This window comes from Arsukibacterium sp. (assembly GCF_018402695.1).
Classification (GTDB): Bacteria; Pseudomonadota; Gammaproteobacteria; order Enterobacterales; family Alteromonadaceae; genus Alishewanella.
The window spans coordinates 102357-124220 of sequence record NZ_JAGYIM010000011.1; the positions used below are offsets into that span (position 1 = coordinate 102357).

Sequence of the window (21864 nt, forward strand, 5' to 3'; positions counted from 1 at the left end):
GCTGCTGCGCTCTCATATGGTGCGCTGCAATGACAGCCAAGTGTAGCCTAGATTTCGGTCCTGATTAAAAAAAAACCGCCAATGCGTACAACCTCTTTTTCTTTCTGTGAAAAAAAAGAGTAGAATATGCGCCCTTTACTTTTGAAAAGCGTTTGCCTGGTGGTCATTATGGTCATCTAGTGCCACAGAGGATATTGATACATGAGCGTTACCGCGTCAACTTTAGATAAACTGCGTAATATTGCCATCATCGCGCACGTCGACCACGGCAAAACCACCCTGGTAGATAAACTGTTGCAACAATCTGGCACCTTTGATGCCCGGGCCAAATTGCAGGAGCGGATGATGGACTCCAATGCTCAGGAGTCTGAGCGCGGTATTACCATCCTGGCTAAAAATACCTCAGTGCGCTGGAATGGCTATCATATCAATATCCTGGATACTCCTGGCCACGCCGATTTTGGTGGGGAAGTGGAACGGGTACTGTCTATGGCAGACTCCGTGCTACTGCTGGTCGACGCGGTTGATGGCCCAATGCCGCAAACTCGCTTCGTGACCCAGAAAGCTTTCTCACACGGTTTAAAGCCCATCGTGGTTGTTAATAAAATTGATCGTCCTGGTGCGCGTCCGGATTGGGTTATCGACCAGGTATTTGACCTGTTCGACAACTTAGGCGCAACCGATGAACAGCTTGATTTCCCGATTGTTTATGCATCAGCGTTAAACGGTTGGGCGACCTTAGACTATAACGAGCAGAAGCCGGATATTACTGACTTGTTCGAAGCCATCGTTAAGCATGTAGCACCACCAGCCGTTGAGCTGAACGGCGAAACACAGTTGCAGGTATCACAACTGGATTACTCAAGCTATCTGGGTATTATCGGTATTGGCCGGATTAAACGTGGCAGTCTTAAGCCTAACCAGCAAGTGACGATTATTGGTGCCGATGGCAGCAAACGTAATGGTAAAGTAGGTCAGGTATTTGGTTACTTAGGCCTGGAGCGGATTGAAACTAATGAAGCTCAAGCCGGTGATATCGTTGCCTTTACCGGTCTTGGTGAGTTAAAAATTTCAGACACTATTTGTAGTACCACCAAAGTGGAAGCACTACCGGCACTGCAGGTTGACGAACCAACGGTGACGATGACCTTCCAGGTAAACACTTCACCGTTTGCCGGTAAAGAAGGTAAGTTTGTTACTTCTCGTCAGATTTTAGAGCGGTTAACCCATGAATTGAAACACAACGTGGCATTGCGGGTTGAAGAAACTGAAGACGGTGACAAGTTTAAAGTATCTGGCCGCGGTGAATTGCACTTAGGTGTACTCATCGAAAATATGCGGCGTGAAGGGTTCGAGTTAGCGGTATCACGGCCAGAAGTTATCATGAAAATGGTCGATGGTGCGAAAATGGAACCGATGGAAAACGTCACCATCGACTGTGAAGAGCAGCATCAGGGCTCTATCATGGAGCGGATGGGTGAGCGTAAAGCCGACTTAACCAATATGCAACCAGACGGGAAAGGCCGGATCCGGATGGACTTCAACATGCCAAGCCGTGGCTTAATTGGTTTCCGTACTGAGTTTATGACGATTACTTCAGGCACCGGCCTGATGTACCACAGCTTCGACCACTACGGCCCGCACAAAGGCGGCACTATTGGTCAGCGTATGAATGGTGTAATGATCTCTAATGCGGTAGGTAAAGCTGCCGGCTACGCTATTTTCTCACTGCAGGAACGCGGTAAGATGTTTATTGGTCACGCTGAAGAGGTGTACGAAGGTCAGGTAATTGGTATCCACAGCCGCAGTAACGACTTAACAGTTAACTGCTTGAAAGGTAAGCAATTAACTAACGTTCGCGCGTCAGGTACCGACGAAGCCATTAACCTGGTGCCACCAATCCGCTACACCCTGGAGCAGGCACTGGAATTTATTGACGACGACGAGCTGGTAGAAGTAACGCCAAAATCTATCCGTATTCGTAAGCGTCACTTAACTGAAAACGACCGTAAGCGCGCCAGTCGTGGCCCCGCTGCCTAAGCGTTTTCCGTTTTAAAATAAAGCCAGCGTTATGCTGGCTTTATTGTTTCTGGCAAGGATAATAGCGCGAGTTGAAAGCTGGTCTGACACTGATTTTTCTTGTATTCTTGCCCGTATCAGGGTTTTTACGGAGCTGCTATGGACAAGCCACAACTGATGCGGTATCTGCATCAGAGTAAAAGTTTCATTGCCGCTTACGTTCAACGTTGTCAGCAAGACCAAATTTCAATCGTTGCTGGTTATCTGGCTTATATCTCGCTGTTATCTCTAGTTCCGCTGATTGCCGTAATGTTTTCGATGCTAGGCATGTTCCCGATGTTTGAAGAGTTAAAATCGGAATTAGAACAGCTGATTTTTGCCAATGTCATTCCTACCAGAGGCGAGGAAATTCAAAGCTATATTAATGAATTTATTAATAATACTGGTGGAATGACCACCGTTGGCATTCTGGTACTGATCGTTGTCGCCTTGTTGCTTATCTACAACATTGATAAAACCTTAAATAAAATCTGGCGGGTGAAGCAGCGGCCACGGCCGATTATTTCGTTTTCGATTTACTGGATGATCCTGACCCTGGGCCCGGTACTGATTGGTACCTCTATTGCGGTAACCTCTTATCTGGCAACGTTAAGTCGCTACGCAGATGATTATACGCCGGGTGTCTCTAACTTTATTTTATGGCTTATCCCCTATGTGATGTCTCTGCTGGCATTTTTTATTCTGTACCTGGTCGTACCCAATCTGAAAGTTCGGGTACGTCATGCGTTATGGGGCGCCCTGTTAGCTACCATCTTGTTTGAATTTTTAAACGCGGCTTTACTGTATACGTCAGTGAGTTTCCTTCATATCAGGCACTGTATGGTGCGCTGGCTCTGGTGCCGATCCTGTTTATTTGGGTCTATTTATCCTGGCTGGTAGTACTCTTGGGCGCGGAGCTTACTGCGTTGTTGCAGCAACGGGCAGAACTAGAGGAAGCCGAGGCTTCCGGTGAGTCGCAAGCGTGAAAGCGTTAATTCAGCGGGTAAGCCAGGCATCAGTTACCGTTGGCGGCGAGCTAATCGGTAGCATTGGCCCGGGCTTATTGTTGTTTTTGGCGGTAGAAGCTGAGGATAATGACACAACGTTGCTTAAACTGGTGCATAAGGTGGCTCATTACCGGTTGTTTAGCGACAGCAACGGCAAGATGAATTTAAACGTGCAGCAGGCTGGTGGCGCGATATTGGTCGTGTCGCAATTTACGCTGGCAGCGGATACCCAAAGCGGTCTGCGTCCCAGCTTTACACCTGCTGCAGCGCCGAGGGTTGCAGAGCAATATTATTTACAATTTATTCAACAGTTATCGGCACTTAACATACCGGTGCAATGCGGCCGGTTTGCTGCTGATATGCAGGTCAGCCTGGTTAATGACGGGCCGGTAACCTTTATGCTGCACAGTTAACTTTTCTCTGTTTTTTTAATGGACACCTTTATGGCAATACCTGCTGACTGGCAATTAACTCATCCACAAACGCCTGAGCAATGGCAGGCTTATTATCAGTTGCGCTGGCAAATACTGCGCGCACCCTGGCGGCAACCATTGGGTTCAGAGCAGGATGAATTTGAACCTCAGGCATATCATCAGATGCTAACTGATGGTCAGGGAGTGATTCAGGCCGTGGGCAGGTTGCACCGTTTGGACGATAAAACGGGGCAGCTCCGTTATATGGCGGTGGCTGAAAGCGCCCGCGGCAAAGGTGCCGGCAGCATGATATTGAATGCACTTGAGCGACAGGCGGTTTATCTGGGGCTGCAACAACTCCAGCTTAACGCCAGACAGGAAGCAGTGGGCTTTTATCGCCAGCACGGTTATCAATTGGTTGGAGAGGCGCCATCTATGTTTGGTATTGCTCACCTGAAAATGAGCAAAACTATCCAGCTGGCGGGCACCGATGATGATTTTAAACAGTGGCAGCAACAGCTGGCACAAACCTGGCAGCAAACTATCCCACTCAGTCAGTATATGCAGCTTAAGATCAACAGCTTTGATGGCTACCGGTTAAGCTGCAGCGCGCCGCTGGCACCGAATATTAATTTACACCAAACCATGTTTGCCGGCAGTATTTACACCCTGGCCACACTAACAGGCTGGGGTATGCTGTATATGCAATTAAAAGCTGCGGGAGTGCAGGGAGCCCAGGTGCTTGCCAACGCGGACATCAGATACTTGCGGCCCGTTGGCGGTGAAGCGGAGGCACGGTGCGAGTTACTGGATTGTACGGGTAACTTAATGCCACTGGCGCACGGTAAAAAAGTCAGACAACGGATCAGGGTCGGTATTTATTGTCAGCAGCAATGTTGCGCCGAGTTTGTTGGTCATTACGTGGTAATTCCTGAGCCCCTGCCGGAAAATTAAGCAATAAACGGATACTGTCAGTATTTATAAAGCATTTATCAAAACTTGGTAAAGCAGCATAACGGGCCGCGACAGATAATACATCTCAGGCAATACCGGTTTGAGGTGGTTATGAAAAGTAAGTGGCTTTGGGTTTCGTCTATTAGCACATTAATTGGCATAGTAGCCGGTGGCGTATACCTGTTTTTCGCTGAGCATTCGTTGTTATTGAGTGATAAAGACCTGACTTTGTCGGCTTTCTGGTCAACATTTATGTTATGGGCCTTTGTGCTGATGTTTGTCGTAGCGCTGTTGTGCAATGTCCTGGCATTTATGGAGCTTGATGACGAGCATCGCCTGGCCGGAGTTAATCAGCGTTTAAGGGCTATGTTTATCGGTGGTGACCGCCAGCAACAGTTTTTACAGGAAGCGCAGCGTCTGCTTAGTCGCAAAGGCTTGCTGTCTGCCAGTGACAAAGTAGCTGCTGACTACCAGTTACTGCAGGCTCACCGTGATACCCTGGTTTTCGTTCAGCAAAACGGTTTGCCCGTCGACATCACTCAGGTCAGGGCGATGTTTCAGCAAATGCTGGCGGTCGATATCGCTGATGGCATTGTGGTAAGTAGTGCAGGTTTTTCTAATCAGGCCTGGATTTTCGCTCAGGAAGCCAATATCAGTTTGCTGGACAGTAAAAGTTTACGAAAACAGCAAAAGCGCGCAAAAATTCAGCAAGTACCGATAATTCAGAGCTGATATCAAAGTTTCATCAGGATTTTTATTGATAAAAGAGCGATATTCGGTGGTGAAAGGAATCAAAATAATAAACATGGACTGCTTCACTTCCTGCATAGCTGGCTTCGGCCAGCTTTTTTATTGCCAGCTATCCGGTAGTGAGAAAGGAGGCAGTGTCAGTTAATTTTAAAGCGGGTCGCGGCTGACTGAAGTTGTGCTGCTAATCTGGCAACATCATCACTGTGTACTAACGTACTTTGTGCTTTGCTGGCGCTGTTATTTGCCAGTTGCACCATTTGCTGCATATTATCGCTAATGGCTGCCCCTAAGTCCAACTGGCTGGCACTGGCGTCACTGACTGCATTACTTATTTGCCGCGTTTGTGCCATAGCCTGATTTACAGCTTCCAGCGCTGCAGCCAGTTGTTGTGTCGTGGCGACACATTGTTCGGCGTCTGTTTTACCGGTAAGCACCGATGCTACCGCTTGTTGGCTTTGCTGTTGTAAACTGGCAATCATCTGTCTTATCTCATTGGTTGCCTGCTGCGTGCGCCCGGCTAACGAGCGGACTTCATCGGCTACCACGGCAAAGCCGCGACCTTGCTCGCCAGCTCTGGCGGCTTCAATTGCGGCATTTAATGCCAATAAGTTGGTTTGCTCAGCAATGGCGCTAATGGTCGTCAGAATGCCGCCAATATTGGTGGATTGATCATTTACTTTATTCATGACATCGCTGGTACCCGATAACTGACTGGCAAGGCCGGTTATCAGTTGTCGGTTCTTGTCAGCGATCTGTTGGATCTGCTGACTTTGCTCTAACGCCTGACGCATTGCCTCGCCCGCCTGCTGCGCCTGATTAGCCACTGTCTGGGTGTTGTCTGCTAACTCGCCGGTAATGTCGTTAACCCGGCTGATTTGTTGTTGTTGCTGTTGCAACGATGTACTTATCTCCTGAACTTCACTGCTGGACTGGCCGGCATTAGTGTTCAGATCAGTAGCGTTTTGCTGAATGTTGGTGATTAAACTGCGCAGTGCTGCTATCAGACTGTTGACCTTGGCCGACAAGGCACCGAATTCATCTTGTTGAACAATCGTTAACTCCCGGGTCAGATCGCCTTTCGCAATGTCGCCCAGCATATGATTGATACTTGCCAGCGGCTTTAACATCGCGCTTATAGTAAAGTAAGCGGCGACCACCGCCAGCACAACCAGTACCAGCATCATCAGCAGGGTACGGTTGCTACCAGAGCTCAAGGCTGTTGAAACCTGCTGTTGTAATTGATTAAACCGCTGATCAGCCAGCTCAACCACCTGATCCAGCGCCAAAACAGCTTGCGCGACCTGTTGCTCCGAACTGTTTAGCTGACGCCGGGCAATTTGCTGTTGTTGCAGTTGCTGTTGTTTCAGGTTTAACAGGCTGGTATTACCTTGCAGTTGCTCGGTAAGTCCGGCAAATTGCTGCCGGAATTGCGGCCACAGGCCATCCGAATCGATATCACCTATTTGCCGGTCCAGATAATCAATATTTACCTGAATATCACTGAGGGTGAACCCGATATTTTGTTGGTTGCGCTCCAGCACGGCTAAATCAACATAGCCGGCAACTTCCCGCACAGTGTTAAGCAGTCCGAGGATCTGGCCGTCAATCCGCCCGGCATTACCGCTGATTTGTTCCATCATGGTAGCGTCGACAGATAAATCGGCATCAGCTAAATCAAGCAGACTGGCACCGGCATCATCAATTGCGGTTTCCAACTGCTTTAGTTCGGAGGCCACCGCCTCCGCCGCAGCATTGCTCTGGCTGCGTGCAGCAAACATGGTGTCTACTGCTTTGCTGTATTGCTCAAAATGTCCCAGTGCTGTCTGCAGTGGCAGTTGTAAGGCGTTATCCTGGGCGGTAAGTTGGTTAAAGTCATTAATCAGCGAGCTGAATTGATTTCTGCTGGCCACAAACTGCTGTTGATAATTGTCTATTTCAGCTTGTTGTTCAGCGGTAAAGCCCAATGCCGATAGTTTTGCCAGTTTTAGCAATTGGATCTGAGCCAGATTACTTTGCTGCTGGGCAGGTACCGCCAATTGGTTAACATCATTGCTGTAGCGGGTCACGGTATTAAAGCTGAACAGTGCCAAAATGCTGGCTAACAATAATAATGCGGCGATAAAACCAAAACCTAAAATGACTTTATGAGCAACTTTTAACGTCATAACCTTCGCCAGTTAATACCTGCTTGTCAGAGTATAGTGACAAAATCAGTAGTTGGAGGGAAAACAACAAGGTAGCAAACAAAGACAAACTGGTCTAGCCAGAAATAACAGCAGAAGTCACAATAATAGTATTAACGAAAGGACAGGCGTACCAGAGAGGTACGCCTGTGACACGGATCTTCTTGTCGGCTTAAAAGCTGCAAAGCTTAGCTGGCTGAATAAACTGGTTCAGCTTACCACTTCGCACCAAAGCGGCACTATTTTCAATATCGGGGCCGAAATACCGATCCTGATTGTAGAAGGACACCTCATCCCGCAACAGTGTTTTAGCATTCTCCAGCAAAGGAGTCGATTTTAACGGCGCCCGGAAATCCAGCCCCTGAGCGGCAGCTAAATATTCTACGGCCAGCACACCGGTGGTGTTTTCACTCATATCCGCCAAGCGTCGGGCGGCGAAAGTTGCCATTGAAACATGGTCTTCCTGATTTGCTGAGGTCGGCAGGCTGTCAACCGAAGCCGGATGAGCCAGACTCTTGTTTTCTGATGCCAATGCTGCCGCCGTAACCTGGGCAATCATAAAGCCACTGTTAACACCGCCATTAGGTACCAGAAAAGCAGGCAACTTACTTAAACTGGCATCAATTAATAATGCCATTCGCCGCTCTGACAGGGCTCCAATTTCGGCAATCGCCAATGCCAGGTTATCGGCAGCCATGGCAACAGGCTCTGCATGGAAATTGCCACCGGACAGAATGTCGCCTTCATCGGCAAATACCAAGGGGTTATCTGTGACACCATTAGCTTCAATCTGCAGCACATCAGCCGCCTGCCGGATCTGTGTTAAGCAGGCACCCATAACCTGAGGTTGACAGCGCAAACTGTAGGGATCTTGCACTTTTTCACAATCTTTATGTGATGCACCTACCTCGGAACCCGTGGCGAGCAGCTGCCGGTAAATAGCCGCGGCATCAATCTGTCCTTTCTGGCCCCGGGCCTCATGAATTCTGGCATCGAAAGGGGCGCGGCTGCCAAGCGCTGCCTCGACACTCATGGCGCCAATGACCGTTCCGGCTGCAAACAGGTTTTCGGCCCGGAACAAACCTTCCAGTGCCAGCGCAGTTGACGCCTGGGTACCGTTTAACAACGCCAGCCCTTCTTTGGCAGCCAATGTCAAAGGCGTCATACCTGCCAGTGCTAAGCCTTCGGCAGCATCATATATCTGGCCGTTAAAACTGACTTCGCCCTCGCCAATTAATGGTAATACCATATGGGCCAGTGGTGCCAGGTCTCCTGAAGCGCCTACTGAGCCTTTAACCGGAATGCAAGGGTAAAGCCCGGCATTGACGAGGCCAATCAAGGCTTCGATTACGCTCAGGCGGATCCCGGAAAAACCGCGGGCCAGCGCATTAATTTTCAGGACCAACATCAAGCGCACGGTGCTGTCATCCATAAAGTCACCAAACCCGGCGGCATGCGATAACACAATAGAGCGCTGCAGTAATTCCAGCTCATCATTTTTTATCCGGGTATTGGCCAGTAAACCAAAGCCGGTGTTAATGCCATACACAACCCGGTTCTGTTTGATCACGTCTGCGACACAGGCCGCAGATTTTTCAATTGCTGGTATAGCTGAGCTATCCAGTGTCAGGTGCACCGGGCTTTGCTGGACCTGGCGCAATTGGGCCAGGGTTAACTTACCCGGTACTAAATTCAGGGTGAAACTCATGTTGTTACTCCGTAACCATTGGTAAGTCTAAGGCTTGCTCTTTCGCGCAATTGACCGCGATGTCGTAGCCGGCATCAGCATGGCGCATCACGCCGGTACCCGGGTCATTCCACAAGACCCGGCCTAAACGTGCCGCTGCAGCGGCAGTGCCGTCGGCAACGATCACCACGCCGCTATGCTGGCTGTAACCCATACCCACGCCACCGCCATGATGCAACGATACCCAGGTGGCGCCGCCAGCCGTATTCAACATGGCATTTAATAATGGCCAGTCTGATACGGCATCCGAGCCGTCGAGCATCGCTTCGGTTTCGCGGTTGGGGCTGGCGACCGAGCCAGAATCCAGATGGTCGCGGCCTATCACAACAGGCGCTTTTAACTCGCCGTTTTGCACCATCTCGTTAAAGGCCAGGGCGATGCGAGCCCGATCTTTTAAGCCTATCCAGCAAATACGGGCTGGCAGACCCTGGAATTGGATCCGCTCCCGCGCCATATCCAGCCAGTTGTGCAGGTGCGGGTCATCCGGGATCAGCTCTTTTACTTTGGCATCGGTTTTATAAATATCTTCGGCATCGCCAGATAATGCTACCCAGCGAAACGGCCCGATACCCTGACAAAACAACGGCCGGATATAGGCCGGTACAAAGCCCGGGAAATCGAACGCATTGGTCACACCTTCGTCCTTAGCCATCTGGCGGATATTGTTACCATAGTCGGTGGCCACAGCCCCACGTTGTTGCAAGGTTAGAATGGCCTGGACTTGCACCGCCATCGATTGCTTGGCCGCTTTTACCACGCTGGCCTCGTCAGTCTGCCGTTGTTCAGCGGCAGACTGCATGCTCCAGCCTTGTGGCAAATAGCCGTTTAGCGGATCATGGGCTGAAGTCTGGTCAGTTACCACATCCGGCGTAATGTCACGTTTTACCAGTTCAGCAAATACGTCAGCGGCATTTGCCAGCAGGCCGATAGAAGTCGGTTTACCGTCAGTTTTCGCCTGCTCCAGCATGGCCAGTGCTTCGTCCAGCGAGTAGGCTTTCTTATCCAAATAGCGGGTTTTCAGCCGGAAATCGATGCGGCTTTCATCAACCTCACAGGCAAGCATATGAAAGCCGGCCATGGTGGCAGCAAGTGGCTGCGCGCCGCCCATACCCCCTAAACCGCCGGTTAAAATCCATTTGCCGCTGGCGTCGCCGTCAAAATGTTGTTTAGCCATCGCGACAAAGGTTTCGTAAGTGCCCTGAACAATGCCCTGAGTCCCGATATAAATCCAGGAGCCGGCGGTCATCTGGCCATACATCATCAAACCCTTGCGGTCCAGCTCGTTAAAATGCTGCCAGTTAGCCCAGGCCGGAACCAGATTAGAGTTGGCGATTAGTACCCGGGGCGCGTCGGGATGGGTTGGAAATACCCCGACTGGTTTGCCGCTTTGTACCAGCAAGGTCTGGTTATCTTCCAACCGGTTCAGTACCTCGACAATTTTATCAAAGCATTGCCAGTTGCGGGCGGCGCGGCCGATACCCCCATACACCACTAGTGCTTGTGGATGCTCGGCCACTTCAGGGTCAAGGTTGTTCATTAACATTCGCTTAGCAGCTTCAGTTTGCCAGCTTTTGGCACTGATGGTGGCACCGCGCTCTGCGCGTACCACTCTGCTGTTATCAATGCGTGAGTCTGTCATCAGATACCCTCTTTACTATTTGGTAATGAAAAATTCAGATGGCCGCCTAAGCGATAACGGCTACCTGGTGATGTTAAATATGCCAGGCTGACGGCACCGTCACGACTAAAGGTCCGGCGGGTCAGACGCAAGCAAGGCTCGGCTTTTTTCAGCATTAAATGTTTACAGGTAAAATCATCCGGCCAGATGGCCTCTACTGTGTGTTCAGCTTCGGTCAGCGGCGCTATCAGACTCAGGTACTGATGTGGTGTCTGGGAACTGAAGTCCTGAGTGGTATAGTCTGGTACCTGCAGCGGGTTGACATAGCGCGCTTCCAATTGCAGCGGCAGGCTGTTTTCCAGGTGAACAATTAATGAAAAAAATACCGGATCATTGCGCCGCAGCCCAAGGGCGCTGGCAATAATAGTTGGGCAGGGTAATTCAGTCAGCTGGAGCAAACGGGCACTGTATGCATGGCCGCGGGCCTCTACTTCATCGGCAATATTGCGGATTTCCAACAACGAAGATTGCGACTTCAGCGCTGCCACAAAGCTGCCGACACCTTGTGTGCGATACAATATACCTTGTTCTGTTAACTCCTGCAGTGCCCGACGTGCTGTCATCCGGCTAACGCTGAATTGCTCGGCCAGCTCATTTTCAGATGGCACCCGACTATGCTCGGGCCAGGCACCAATTTCAATCTGGCTCAGCATAAACTCTTTAATTTCAGCAAATTTGGCGACAGCCATAGCAACTCCGTTACTGAATTAGAAAAAATGCGATTTAAGATTAACGATTCCAAATAAAAATACGACAATTTGGTTGTATATACAAGTTGGTGGTGTAAAATTATTTTATCTTTGTAAAAGGGAGTGCTCCATGCAGCAGTTTGATGCCATCTGGATTAATGCCAATATCGCTACTATGACTGACAATGGCAAGCCTTATGGCGCCATTGAAAATGGCGTGCTGGCGGTAAAAGATGGCCTTATTGTATTTGTTGGTGCGCGCAATGAACTGCCTGAGTTTGAGGCGATTACCACACCATTGTATGACATGCAGGGCCAGTGGTTGTTACCGGGCTTTATTGACTGTCATACCCACCTTATTTATGCGGGCAACCGGGCTAATGAGTTTGAAATGCGCTTGCAAGGTGCCAGTTACCAGCAAATCGCCGCCGCAGGTGGTGGTATCAAAGCGACGGTAGCGGCAACCCGTGAAGCAAGTCATGAGCAATTGTTTGTGCTGGCAAAAGACCGTCTGAATGCGTTGCTGGGCCAGGGGGTGACCACAGTAGAGATAAAGTCAGGTTATGGCCTCGATTTAGCCAACGAGCAGAAAATACTGGAAGTGGCAGCTGAACTGGATAACCATCACCCGGCGACAATCGTGAAGACTTTTCTGGGCGCCCATGCTCTGCCGGCTGAGTTCGCCGACAATGCTGATGGTTTTATCGACGAAGTCTGCCAAATGTTACCCGGGTTACATGCCCGCAAACTGGTGGATGCGGTAGATGTATTTTGCGAAGGCCTGGGCTTCAGCGTCAGCCAGTGCCGTAAAGTGTTTGCTACCGCACGGGCGCTGGGATTACCGGTAAAGGCACATGCAGAGCAGCTGTCGAATCTTGGTGGCAGCAGTTTAGTTGCTGAATTTCGCGGGCTGTCGGCTGATCATATTGAGTTTCTGGATGAGGCTGGTGTGGCGAAGATGGCAGAAGCTGGCACCGTGGCCGTGCTGTTGCCGGGCGCATACTATTTCTTACGTGAAACCCAGCTACCCCCTGTTGAGTTGTTACGGAAATACAAGGTGCCGATGGCCGTGGCCACTGATTTAAATCCTGGTACCTCGCCGTTGTGTTCATTGCCGTTAATGTTAAATATGGCTTGCACCTTGTTCCGCCTGACACCAGAGGAAGCCCTGCTCGGGGTAACCCGCCATGCTGCTACAGCGCTGGGCTTGGCCGACAGGGGCGTATTAACTGCGGGAATGCGGGCAGATTTTGCCTGTTTTTCTATCAGCCAGCCTGCGGAGCTTTGTTATCAGTTTGGTGTGAGTCAGCTTAAGCAGCTGATTATAAAAGGTAAACCAGTCAGGCTGTAAATCAGGTGGCTTTACAAGTAACAAAATTGGGGTAAGCTGTCAGCAGAAAACAATGCGGCAGTAACAAGGTGTGATAGCGCCATGGTAATTGGATTCAAACGTTTGTGGGCTTTGGGGCTACTCGCCTCAAGCGGTCCGGCAATGGCTAATCAGACCGAACCGGCTTTGCCGGTGGCTGTAGTGTTAGTACTGCTACTGCTGTTGTTAATGATGGCGTTTATTTACATCGTCACCTTAAAATTCCGGCTTAAACGAGCCTTACAACCTAAACCTGATATGCAGGGCTTTTACTCCCTGCACGACGACATCAGCGGTTTTCCGAATAAATTTGCGTTGCAACGCAAACTTGACGATATTCTGAAAAGTGCTCCGGACCAGCAGTTCGCCCTTATTCTGCTTAAGATTGAACAGTTCGATCAGATAAACCAGCTGCTGGGTCACAGCAACAGTAATTTAATTCTGGCTCAAATCGCCCAGCGGATTAACGATAAACTTGCCGACGAAAATAAAATTCTGACTTATGAATATCGGCAGCTACAACCAGTGCGGGTATGTCACCTGGGCAGTGTCGACTTTGCTGTCTGGCTTGATATTGGTAACCAGCCGGCACGTGCAGAGTTTTTAGCAAGACAATTACAACAATCGGTGCCACAGCCCATGCTGGTGCACGGATGCGCAATTGATTATCAGTTAGGCGTGGGAATATCGCTCTATCCTGAGCACAGCACTCAGTTAAATGAACTGTTAGAGCGGGCTTATCTGGCTTTGCAGCATTTTCAATGGCAGCGTGGTGCCAGCCAGATGTTTACCCCCGATATGATCAACTATACCACCGAAAAGCTGGCGCTGATGGCAGAATTACGCCAGGCCATTGATGAAGATCAGTTAGTGTTATTTGTGCAACCCCAAATGGCAATGCGCAACCGCCAGGTGCTGGCAGCGGAAGTTCTTATCCGCTGGCGGCATCCGAAAAAAGGTTTGCTGGCACCCGAGGCATTTTTGGCGCTGGCGGAAGAAATGGGCGTTATTTACCCACTTAGCCTGTGGGTGTTGGAACAGGCAATTAAAACCATTGCCAGTTTAACTGAACAGCAGCTGGTTAGTCGGATCGCAGTCAATATTTCCAGCAAAGATTTACTGCAGGATGAACTGGTAGAGGCACTGGAGCAGCTATTAGAAAAATATCAGGTAAAACCACAACTGCTAATGCTGGAAGTCAGCGAGAACGCATTATTAGCAGATCCAGAGCGCACTATGGCGATGATGCAGCGCCTGCATCGGCTGGGTGTTGAGTTGGCCCTGGATGATTTTGGTACTGGTTTTTCATCCCTGGCTTATTTGCGAAAACTGCCGGTACAGTATGTCAAAGTAGACTGCAGCTTTATCAGCGAGCTTCATAAGACCGAAGCGCATATGGCTATCACCGGCGCCATAATAGACATGGCACGAAATCTCGGTTTGGGGGTTATTGCTGAAGGGGTAGAGGGCGCCGAAGTAGAAGACAAACTGCTACGAATGGGCTGCGCCCGCGGTCAGGGTTTCTGGTATTCCCAGCCTTTCGAACTAAGCGGCTTTCCTGCCTGGTTAAAGCAATGGCAACACCGTCATCCGGGTTAAATTTCCGGTGGTTGTAATGTTTTACCATCGATAAACGCCAGTACAAGCGCTGCCAGTACCTGACCACACTGGTTCATGCCAGCGGCAAGGCCTGCAGGGTGGCAGGCCGGCGCCGCCTCAGCGAGATGCAAGTAACGGGCGCGCGGCAAACGCGCCAGCTGAAAGACAAATTGCGCGGCTTGCTCGACAGTTAAACCCGTATAGTTAAGGGCACTGGCAGGCATTGCCTGAATGCTGTCTGTATCCAATTCAATAGCAATATCAGCCAAACCATGACAACAATGCTCAATTACTTTATCCAGCGCCTGCTGAAAGCTTAACTCTTTTCGAACCGCTAGCTGCTGGTAACTGATGTAATCAGTCCCAGCTTGTTGCAGCATGGCTAAACTAGTGGCAGAGTTTTTTTGCAGATCAAGCCCCAGTACCATGTAGTGACCGAGATAACCCGCCGCGCTGGCATAACTAAAGCCATTGCCGCTGTGCCGGCCCTCCAGCGGCCTGAAATCGGCGTGAGGGTCCAGGTTTGCGCAGTTTACCGGCTGCTGGCCAACGTCAGCCAATGCCTGGAGCAACGGATAAGCATTATTGTGGCCACCACCAATAACCACAGGGCAGAGCCCTGCCTCGAAAATTGGTTTTAATTGCTGCTCTACCCGTAAATCAAGTTCGGCACAAAGCTGACGTAGCTGTGCCAAATGCTGCGGGTTCTGGTTATCTAATGCGGTGGCTTGTTGCTGCAGATTAGCGCAATCAATTTGTCCAAGTAACAGAATACTGTCAGTTGCCAGACTATCATTATGCTGCAGGTTTAAGAATCGTTGTAAAAATGCCTGCCAGCCCAGTTCAGCCCCACCCTTGCCCATATTCGCCAGTGGACCAATACATTCTGCTATACCCAGCAGGACGAACTGGCCGCCGGCTGCTTTATGGGTAGCCAACAGGTCAGGGTAGGGCAAATCAACATCGGGCAACAGGATCTGTTGGCCCAAGCGGCTTTCACCACTGCGCCTGACACAATATTTGGCTAAATCGTCAACAGTAAAGCGCTGTAACATAGTGTCTTATAAATACTTTTATTCAATATCGAGCGGATCCGGTGACATAATAATACCGGTGCTGTCAGCATATAAATGATCGCCGGGTAAAAAAGTCACACCAGCAAAGTTAACCGGTACTTCAGTTTCCCCAAAGCCATTGTCATCTGCCCCGATAGGGATGGCATTTACAGCCTGAATACCAATCTCAAAGTCTTCCAGTGCATCTAAATCGCGCACACTGCCATAGCACACAATGCCTTCCCAGCCATTGCTGGCGGCCAGGCTGGCTAATTCTGCGTCAATTAATGCCCGCCGGGCAGAGCCTCCCCCGTCAATTAACAATACCTTGCCCACACCGCTGTCCGCTAACACCTGTCGGACGAGACCGTTGTCTTCGAAGCATTTAATGGTATGGATTTGGCCGCCGAATGAACGTCTGCCGCCGTAATTTGCAAATATTGGTTCGACGACATCGACCTGGTCTGCATAAAGATCGCACAGTTCTGAGGTATTGTATTCCATGTAAGGCTCCGTAGGCAGCAACAGCTTTTGCACAGTATAGCGCTATGCCTTACAAGCTCAAGGTAATAATGCATATGGAGACTGCTTTTGCATTCAACAAAGTATTGCTGCAAAAGCAAATTGTTTGCTAAGGTGTATTCGCCAAGTAACCAGAGAGCGCAACGTGCCAGCAGAATTATTCGCCCGAATTGCCCTGTATTTAACCCAAACCGGGTTGGCCTTACTTATGGCTTTGTTATTCTGGTATTACCTGAGAATTTACCAACAAACCTATCTTAAAGTCTGGTTGCTTGCGTTTCTGGCTTTTGCCGGATATCAGGTAGCTATATTACTGCTCTATACTACTGATTTGGGCCAGAGCAACGTGCGACTGCCGTTGGCTGTGCTCATTCACTTTGCCTGTTATAGTTTTGCCTTACTAATGTTACTGGGTAATCGATTACAATTTCCAGTTAACTCGGGGCAAACAAAACCTAAGCCTGTTTATCGGTACTTCGTCATTTTCTTTCTTTTGTCCTGTGCAGGGATATTGCTGCCGTTATTGTTGCCAGCTTTGGCAGCCTGGCAACAGGTGCTGGAGTCTCAATTTCGCTTAGTGCTAACCGGAATATTGTTGCTTATGGCCGGCACGGGGTTGTGGCAGAGCAAAAGCCGCGGTTTTGGGCCGACATTAGCGTCTGCAGTGCTGGTGGTGTGGGGACTTTTGTATTTGGGCGGTGTCTTTGGCAATCTGTTGCAGCTTAGCAGTTTTTCCTCGTTAAACTTTATTTTCATTTATAAGAGCATTGAGCTGGCTTTGCTGGTAACCCTGGGCTTTTCGCTGGTGATCTGGCTACAGGAAAATGAGCGCAGTACCAACCTGAAACTGACCGAAAAAACCCGTTATCTGGACCAGCACGATCAGCTTACCGGAGCGCTTAACCGTGATGCGCTGTTAATCAAGCTCGACCAGTTGATTGCAACGGCTAATGTTGGGAATGTGTACCTGGTTATGCTGGGGCTGGATAAATTTAAAAACGTTAATGAATCAGTGGGTCTGAAGCAAGGTGACAGGATCCTGCGCGAGGTGATTCGACGGTTTGAACAAAGTATTGTGAAACCGGTATTAATAGCCCGGACCGGCGGTGATATTTTTGCGTTGGTGCTGGCGGATGTCGTTAATGAAAAGCAATTGCAGTATACCCTGCAGCATGTCCAGCAACTGGTTGAGAAACCATTTTTACTTGATAGTGGCCCGGTAAAACTGACTACCAGCATCGGTCTGTCGCAGTATCCGTTGCATGCCGGCAGCGCTGAGCAGCTACTGCAACAGGCAAACATCGCCTTTCACCAGGCAAAGCGTCTGCAAGCCAGTTGGCTCAGTTATCAAACCGGTATGGAAGAAGAAACTGCCCGCTTACTGGCCTGGGAAAGTGAATTACTGCAGGCTGTCAGTGAAAACCAGTTTGTGTTGTATTATCAGCCGCAGCTCAGTCTGCGTACCAATTTGCTGGAGGGTTTTGAAGTATTAGTGCGCTGGCAACACCCGCAGCGCGGTTTGTTAATGCCGGGCGAGTTTTTACCGCTTTGTGAGCAACTTGGCCTGAGTCAGGTACTGGATTTAGTGATATTACGTAATGCCATCGCCAGTATTCAACGCTGGCAGCAACAAGGTATCCATATACCGTTAGCAATAAATATGTCGCCAATCCATTTTGAGCAGGAAGGCTTAAAACAGGAATTAAAAGGGTTACTGCAACAATATGCCGTATCACCGGAAATGGTTGAATTGGAAGTGACGGAAAACACCGCCATGCAGGACATGGAAAAGGGGTCGAATTTTGCGCTTGAGCTGCAACAAATGGGCATTAAAGTATCGATAGACGACTTTGGCACCGGTTACTCATCGCTGGCCTATTTGCGCAAAATGCCGATTGAAAAAATTAAGATAGATCGCAGCTTCGTCATGGATATGACGTCGAATGATTCCGATATGATGATCGTCAAAACCATGATTAAGTTGGCACATGGTCTTGGCAAACGCATTCTGGCAGAGGGGGTCGAAACCGTGGAGCAACTTAATTTACTGCGCAATTTATCCTGCGATGCGGTGCAGGGCTATTATATTGCCAAGCCGTTGCCTGAAGCTGAAGCGCTGACATTTTTTAAAAGCTACCAGCGCTAAATCGTTGGGGCTTGCTGTTAACATTTCCTAAAGTAATCTAATCTTATACTTCGGTCTGAATTAAGAGTATGACTTATGAAGTTGTTACGTCGGTTAACCATTAAACAACGGCTGTTAGCCAATGCTTTTGCCTTAATTATTGCCATGCTGCTGATGTTGGCAATTTTGTTTTATCAGAGTAATCAACTGACCAGCCTTGCCACCACTCAGCAGTTAGTTGAGCAACTCAATACCGATGTACTGATGTTACGGCGGCATGAAAAAGACTTTATGATGCGCAGCGATCTGAAATATCAACAACGGTTAAATGATCGTATCGGGCAACTAACCGATAAAATAAGTTCTTTGCGTCAGTATCTGCAACGTCACGATATTGCGGTCGGCCCCCTGGACAGATTCAGCCAGCTGACTACCGAGTATCAGCAAGTATTTAATAGCCTGGTGGCTCAGCAACAACATCTGGGACTCACTGCTGAAGAGGGGTTGAGTGGTCGTTTGCGTGATGGCGCTCACAGCCTGGAGCAACAGTTGTCGGCAGCGGGTGAAACCGCGTGGCAGCTGCAGCTGTTGCAATTACGCCGACAGGAAAAAGATTTTTTACTCAGGCGCGATATGCGTTATGTCGAAGGATTTAACCGGGATTTCGCAACACTGAGCACCACGTTGCAGCAGGACTACAGGTCGGGAATAGCAGCCGCTACCGCCTACAGCGAGGGGTTTAATGCCCTGGTTGCCGGCATGCAGCAACTGGGATTGACTGAAACCGAAGGCCTGACCGGCCAGATGCGTGACGCTATTCACCAGACAGAGACCAGCCTTGACACCTTGTCGGGTGAAACCCGCGACGCCATTACCACAGCCGTCACTACCACCAAACAGTTGGCAGTCATTATTTTTGTTGTTGTGCTGCTGCTAATGCTGGTTCTGGTGGGCTTAACCAGCAAGAGCATTATTGGCCCGGTGTTGGCAGTATGCAAAACCATCGGCTTAATTCGGCATCAACACGACTTCCGGCAGCGGGTAGATGAAAGTGGCCAGGACGAGATGAGCCATCTTGCGCAGGACTTTAATGCCATGCTGGCCGATATCCAGCATTTAATCCGCACTGTCAATGAAGCGCTGACGATGCTTGATCAGGCAACAGCTGAGTTGGCGCAGTCAACGTCTGACACCAGTCAGGGGATGCAACGCCAGCAGGCAGAAACCGATATGGTTGCCACTGCAGTAACCGAGATGGGCACTACCATTAATGAAATTGCCAGTAATACAGAGATGACGGCCGCCAAAGCAGATAGCACCAATCAAAATGCTAACAGCGGCCGGCGGGAAGTTGAGCAAACGGTAAATCAAATTCAACAGTTATCAAGCCGGTTAGAGCAAGCTACTTCGATTGTTACCGAGCTGGAGCAGGATAGCCAGACGATTGGCTCGGTACTGGATGTTATTCGGGGGATCGCCGAACAGACCAACCTGCTGGCCTTAAACGCCGCCATTGAAGCAGCCAGAGCAGGGGATCAGGGCCGCGGCTTTGCCGTGGTTGCGGATGAAGTGCGTCACCTGGCACAGCGCACGGCGCAGTCAACCGGGCAAATTGAAGAGATCATCGCGGCATTACAAGGCCGCACCCGCCATATTGTTGAAGCGATGCAGCAGTGCCGACAACAAGGTACAGACAGCGCAGAGCAGGCCGGTATTGCCATGAAATTGCTTGCTGAAATTACCGAAGATGTAACCAATATTATGGATATGACCACTCAGATAGCCGCCGCAATTGAGCAGCAAAGCCATGTTGCCGCGGAAGTTAATAAAAACGTGGTGAAAATTCGCGATTTATCGGACGATACCTTTGGTTATGCCCGGCAAAATGCAGCAATCAGTGAAGAAGTGGCACAGCAGGCTGCCAGTTTGCGCCAGAGTGTGGAAATTTTTAAGGCTTGAATGGCGTATTAACTAAGCTGGCGGCTGCTGATCAGGCTTTCTCTGCTGGCATTGGCTGCTTTCAGTTGGGCCAGATAGCGTTGCCAAAGCGTTTGCTGCTCGTCTGCTAACTGACACAAATACCGGAAATGATATAAGCCGGTATTATGGCCGTCATCAAAAGTTAATTTAACGCCGTAATGACCTACCCGGCTGATCGTTTGAATAGTAACGTCGCGTTTATTGGCAACCAGTTTAGGCTGGCCGTGACCGCGCACTTCTGCTGATGGTGAATGCACCCGCAAAAACTCAGCAGATAGCACTTTAACTGTGCCGTCAGTGAATATTAAGTCCAGCAAACGTCGTTGCTGGTGGTAGTGCAGGGTGCATAATGTCATCAGTTACTAAACCTTTTGGTAAGGCGTTATCCATTACAGAATAAAGCGGCTTAAATCTTCATCCTGCACCAGGGCACCGAGGTGTTGCTCAACATAGTCGGCAGTTATCTCGATATGCTCACCGGCATGGTCGGCGGCATTATAGGATATTTCTTCCAGTAAACGTTCCATTACCGTATACAGGCGGCGAGCCCCGATGTTTTCGGTGGTCTCATTTACCTGAAACGCTGCCGCAGCTATCCGTTTAATACCCTCGTCGCTAAAGCTGATATTAACCCCTTCAGTTGCCAGCATGGCAATAGATTGCTCGGTTAGTGACGCTTTGGGCTCAGTTAAAATGCGCTCGAAATCGGCTGCCGTCAGCGCTTCCAGCTCTACCCGGATCGGCAGTCTGCCCTGTAACTCGGGTACCAAATCTGACGGCTTACTCATCTGAAAGGCGCCGGAGGCAATAAACAAAATATGATCAGTTTTTACCATGCCATGTTTAGTATTAACGGTGCAGCCTTCAATTAATGGCAGCAGGTCGCGTTGCACCCCTTCACGGGAGACATCGGGGCCACTGGTTTCACCGCGCTTACAAATTTTATCGATTTCATCCAGAAAAACGATACCATTTTGTTCAACGGCTTCCAGTGCTTCAGCCTTTAATTCTTCCGGATTGACCAGCCGGGCGGCTTCTTCTTCAACCAGCTGCTTAAAGGCGTCTTTAATTTTCAATTTACGTTTTTTCTTTTTATCACTGCCCAGGCTTTGAAACATACTTTGCAACTGCGAGGTCATTTCTTCCATGCCAGGTGGCGCCATGATCTCTACGCCAACCGGGGTTTGGGCCAGCTCAAGTTCAATTTCCTTGTCATCCAGTTGACCTTCGCGCAGCTTTTTACGGAAAATTTGCCGGGTATTATTATCAGGTGCGGGTTGGTTATCAGTTTCTACCCAGTTGTCCCGCCCCTTTGGCAGAAGTGCATCCAGGATCCGTTCTTCGGCCGCTTCCTCTGCCCGGAAGCGATTTTTCGCAATCGCCTGTTCGCGCAGCATTTTTACTGCGCTGTCGGTTAGGTCGCGAATAATGCTCTCAACCTCTTTGCCAACATAACCTACTTCAGTAAATTTAGTGGCTTCAACTTTAATAAAGGGGGCGTTGGCCAGTTTGGCCAGGCGGCGGGCAATTTCAGTTTTACCAACACCAGTCGGGCCAATCATCAGAATGTTCTTTGGGGTTACTTCGGCACGCAGGCCTATTTCTAACTGCATCCGGCGCCAGCGGTTGCGCAGGGCAATGGCTACAGCCCGTTTTGCTTTACTCTGGCCAATAATATGCCGGTCCAGCTCGTGGACAATTTCTCTGGGTGTCATATCAGACATAATAAACCTGC

General features: G+C 49.6%; 16 protein-coding genes and 1 pseudogene. 9 read left to right on the forward strand and 8 right to left on the reverse strand.

Translation table 11 applies throughout. From position 1 onward, the window contains the following. The first annotated feature begins 201 nt into the window (after positions 1 to 201). The 5 genes and pseudogenes from typA to KG631_RS05315 all read left to right on the forward strand — a co-directional run bounded on the left by typA (position 202) and on the right by KG631_RS05315 (position 5164). Positions 202 to 2040: a translational GTPase TypA gene (gene typA, locus KG631_RS05295; protein WP_213996233.1), complete on the forward strand. Its 1839-nt coding sequence runs from the start codon at positions 202 to 204 to the stop codon at positions 2038 to 2040. 156 nt (positions 2041 to 2196) lie between these two features. Beyond that, positions 2197 to 3044, forward strand: a pseudogene (locus tag KG631_RS05300) (virulence factor BrkB family protein). After that, positions 3041 to 3478 (forward strand): D-aminoacyl-tRNA deacylase, encoded by a 438-nt coding sequence (gene dtd, locus KG631_RS05305; RefSeq protein WP_213996236.1) that lies wholly within the window; start codon positions 3041 to 3043, stop codon positions 3476 to 3478. The pseudogene KG631_RS05300 and the gene dtd overlap by 4 nt, the downstream one beginning before the upstream one ends. A gap of 30 nt (positions 3479 to 3508) precedes the next feature. Beyond that, the gene (locus KG631_RS05310; RefSeq protein ID WP_213996240.1) at positions 3509 to 4432 is read left to right on the forward strand and encodes a bifunctional GNAT family N-acetyltransferase/hotdog fold thioesterase; all 924 of its coding nucleotides are present in this window, start codon (positions 3509 to 3511) and stop codon (positions 4430 to 4432) included. A 111-nt stretch (positions 4433 to 4543) separates the two neighbouring features. Then, positions 4544 to 5164 (forward strand): restriction endonuclease, encoded by a 621-nt coding sequence (locus KG631_RS05315; RefSeq protein ID WP_213996242.1) that lies wholly within the window; start codon positions 4544 to 4546, stop codon positions 5162 to 5164. 155 nt (positions 5165 to 5319) lie between these two features. Here the strand turns inward: KG631_RS05315 and KG631_RS05320 are convergent, their stop codons facing one another. From KG631_RS05320 to hutC, 4 genes are all read right to left on the reverse strand, one after another. After that, positions 5320 to 7347, reverse strand: coding sequence for a methyl-accepting chemotaxis protein (locus KG631_RS05320; protein ID WP_213996246.1), 2028 nt, complete (start codon positions 7345 to 7347; stop codon positions 5320 to 5322). Between the two features lie 190 nt (positions 7348 to 7537). Beyond that, positions 7538 to 9073, reverse strand: a complete 1536-nt coding sequence (gene hutH, locus KG631_RS05325; RefSeq protein WP_213996247.1) for a histidine ammonia-lyase — start codon at positions 9071 to 9073, stop codon at positions 7538 to 7540. A 4-nt stretch (positions 9074 to 9077) separates the two neighbouring features. Beyond that, the gene (gene hutU, locus KG631_RS05330) at positions 9078 to 10751 is read right to left on the reverse strand and encodes a urocanate hydratase (protein WP_213996252.1); all 1674 of its coding nucleotides are present in this window, start codon (positions 10749 to 10751) and stop codon (positions 9078 to 9080) included. After that, a complete protein-coding gene (gene hutC / locus KG631_RS05335) occupies positions 10751 to 11479 on the reverse strand; it encodes a histidine utilization repressor (RefSeq protein ID WP_213996253.1) in 729 nt (242 codons plus the stop codon). The genes hutU and hutC overlap by 1 nt, the downstream gene beginning before the upstream one ends. A gap of 130 nt (positions 11480 to 11609) precedes the next feature. Between hutC and hutI the strand changes: the two genes are divergently transcribed. Further along, positions 11610 to 12830 carry an imidazolonepropionase gene (hutI, locus tag KG631_RS05340; protein WP_213996254.1) on the forward strand — a complete coding sequence of 407 codons (1221 nt, stop codon included), beginning with the start codon at positions 11610 to 11612 and terminating at the stop codon, positions 12828 to 12830. A 141-nt stretch (positions 12831 to 12971) separates the two neighbouring features. Continuing rightward, positions 12972 to 14447 (forward strand): bifunctional diguanylate cyclase/phosphodiesterase, encoded by a 1476-nt coding sequence (locus KG631_RS05345; RefSeq protein WP_301003624.1) that lies wholly within the window; start codon positions 12972 to 12974, stop codon positions 14445 to 14447. Here KG631_RS05345 and KG631_RS05350 read toward each other — a convergent pair. Together KG631_RS05350 and rraA are read right to left on the reverse strand one after the other, a co-directional pair. Continuing rightward, on the reverse strand, positions 14444 to 15502 hold the full coding sequence (locus tag KG631_RS05350) for a formimidoylglutamase (RefSeq protein ID WP_213996258.1): 1059 nt from the start codon (positions 15500 to 15502) through the stop codon (positions 14444 to 14446). The two genes, KG631_RS05345 and KG631_RS05350, sit on opposite strands and share 4 nt — an antisense overlap. An 18-nt stretch (positions 15503 to 15520) precedes the next feature. Beyond that, positions 15521 to 16006, reverse strand: a complete 486-nt coding sequence (gene rraA, locus KG631_RS05355) for a ribonuclease E activity regulator RraA (RefSeq protein WP_097112461.1) — start codon at positions 16004 to 16006, stop codon at positions 15521 to 15523. A 163-nt stretch (positions 16007 to 16169) separates the two neighbouring features. On the opposite strand from rraA, the gene KG631_RS05360 reads away from it, so the two are divergent. After that, positions 16170 to 18170, forward strand: a complete 2001-nt coding sequence (locus KG631_RS05360) for an EAL domain-containing protein (protein WP_213996261.1) — start codon at positions 16170 to 16172, stop codon at positions 18168 to 18170. Between the two features lie 75 nt (positions 18171 to 18245). Beyond that, complete coding sequence (locus tag KG631_RS05365) at positions 18246 to 20108, forward strand: methyl-accepting chemotaxis protein (RefSeq protein WP_213996262.1); 1863 nt, start codon at positions 18246 to 18248, stop codon at positions 20106 to 20108. 8 nt (positions 20109 to 20116) lie between these two features. Here the strand turns inward: KG631_RS05365 and KG631_RS05370 are convergent, their stop codons facing one another. Continuing rightward, entirely contained in the window at positions 20117 to 20485 is a 369-nt protein-coding gene (locus KG631_RS05370; protein ID WP_213996265.1) for a gamma-butyrobetaine hydroxylase-like domain-containing protein, read from the reverse strand. A 33-nt stretch (positions 20486 to 20518) separates the two neighbouring features. Beyond that, a complete protein-coding gene (gene hslU / locus KG631_RS05375) occupies positions 20519 to 21853 on the reverse strand; it encodes an HslU--HslV peptidase ATPase subunit (protein WP_213996266.1) in 1335 nt (444 codons plus the stop codon). Positions 21854 to 21864: the final 11 nt, after the last annotated feature.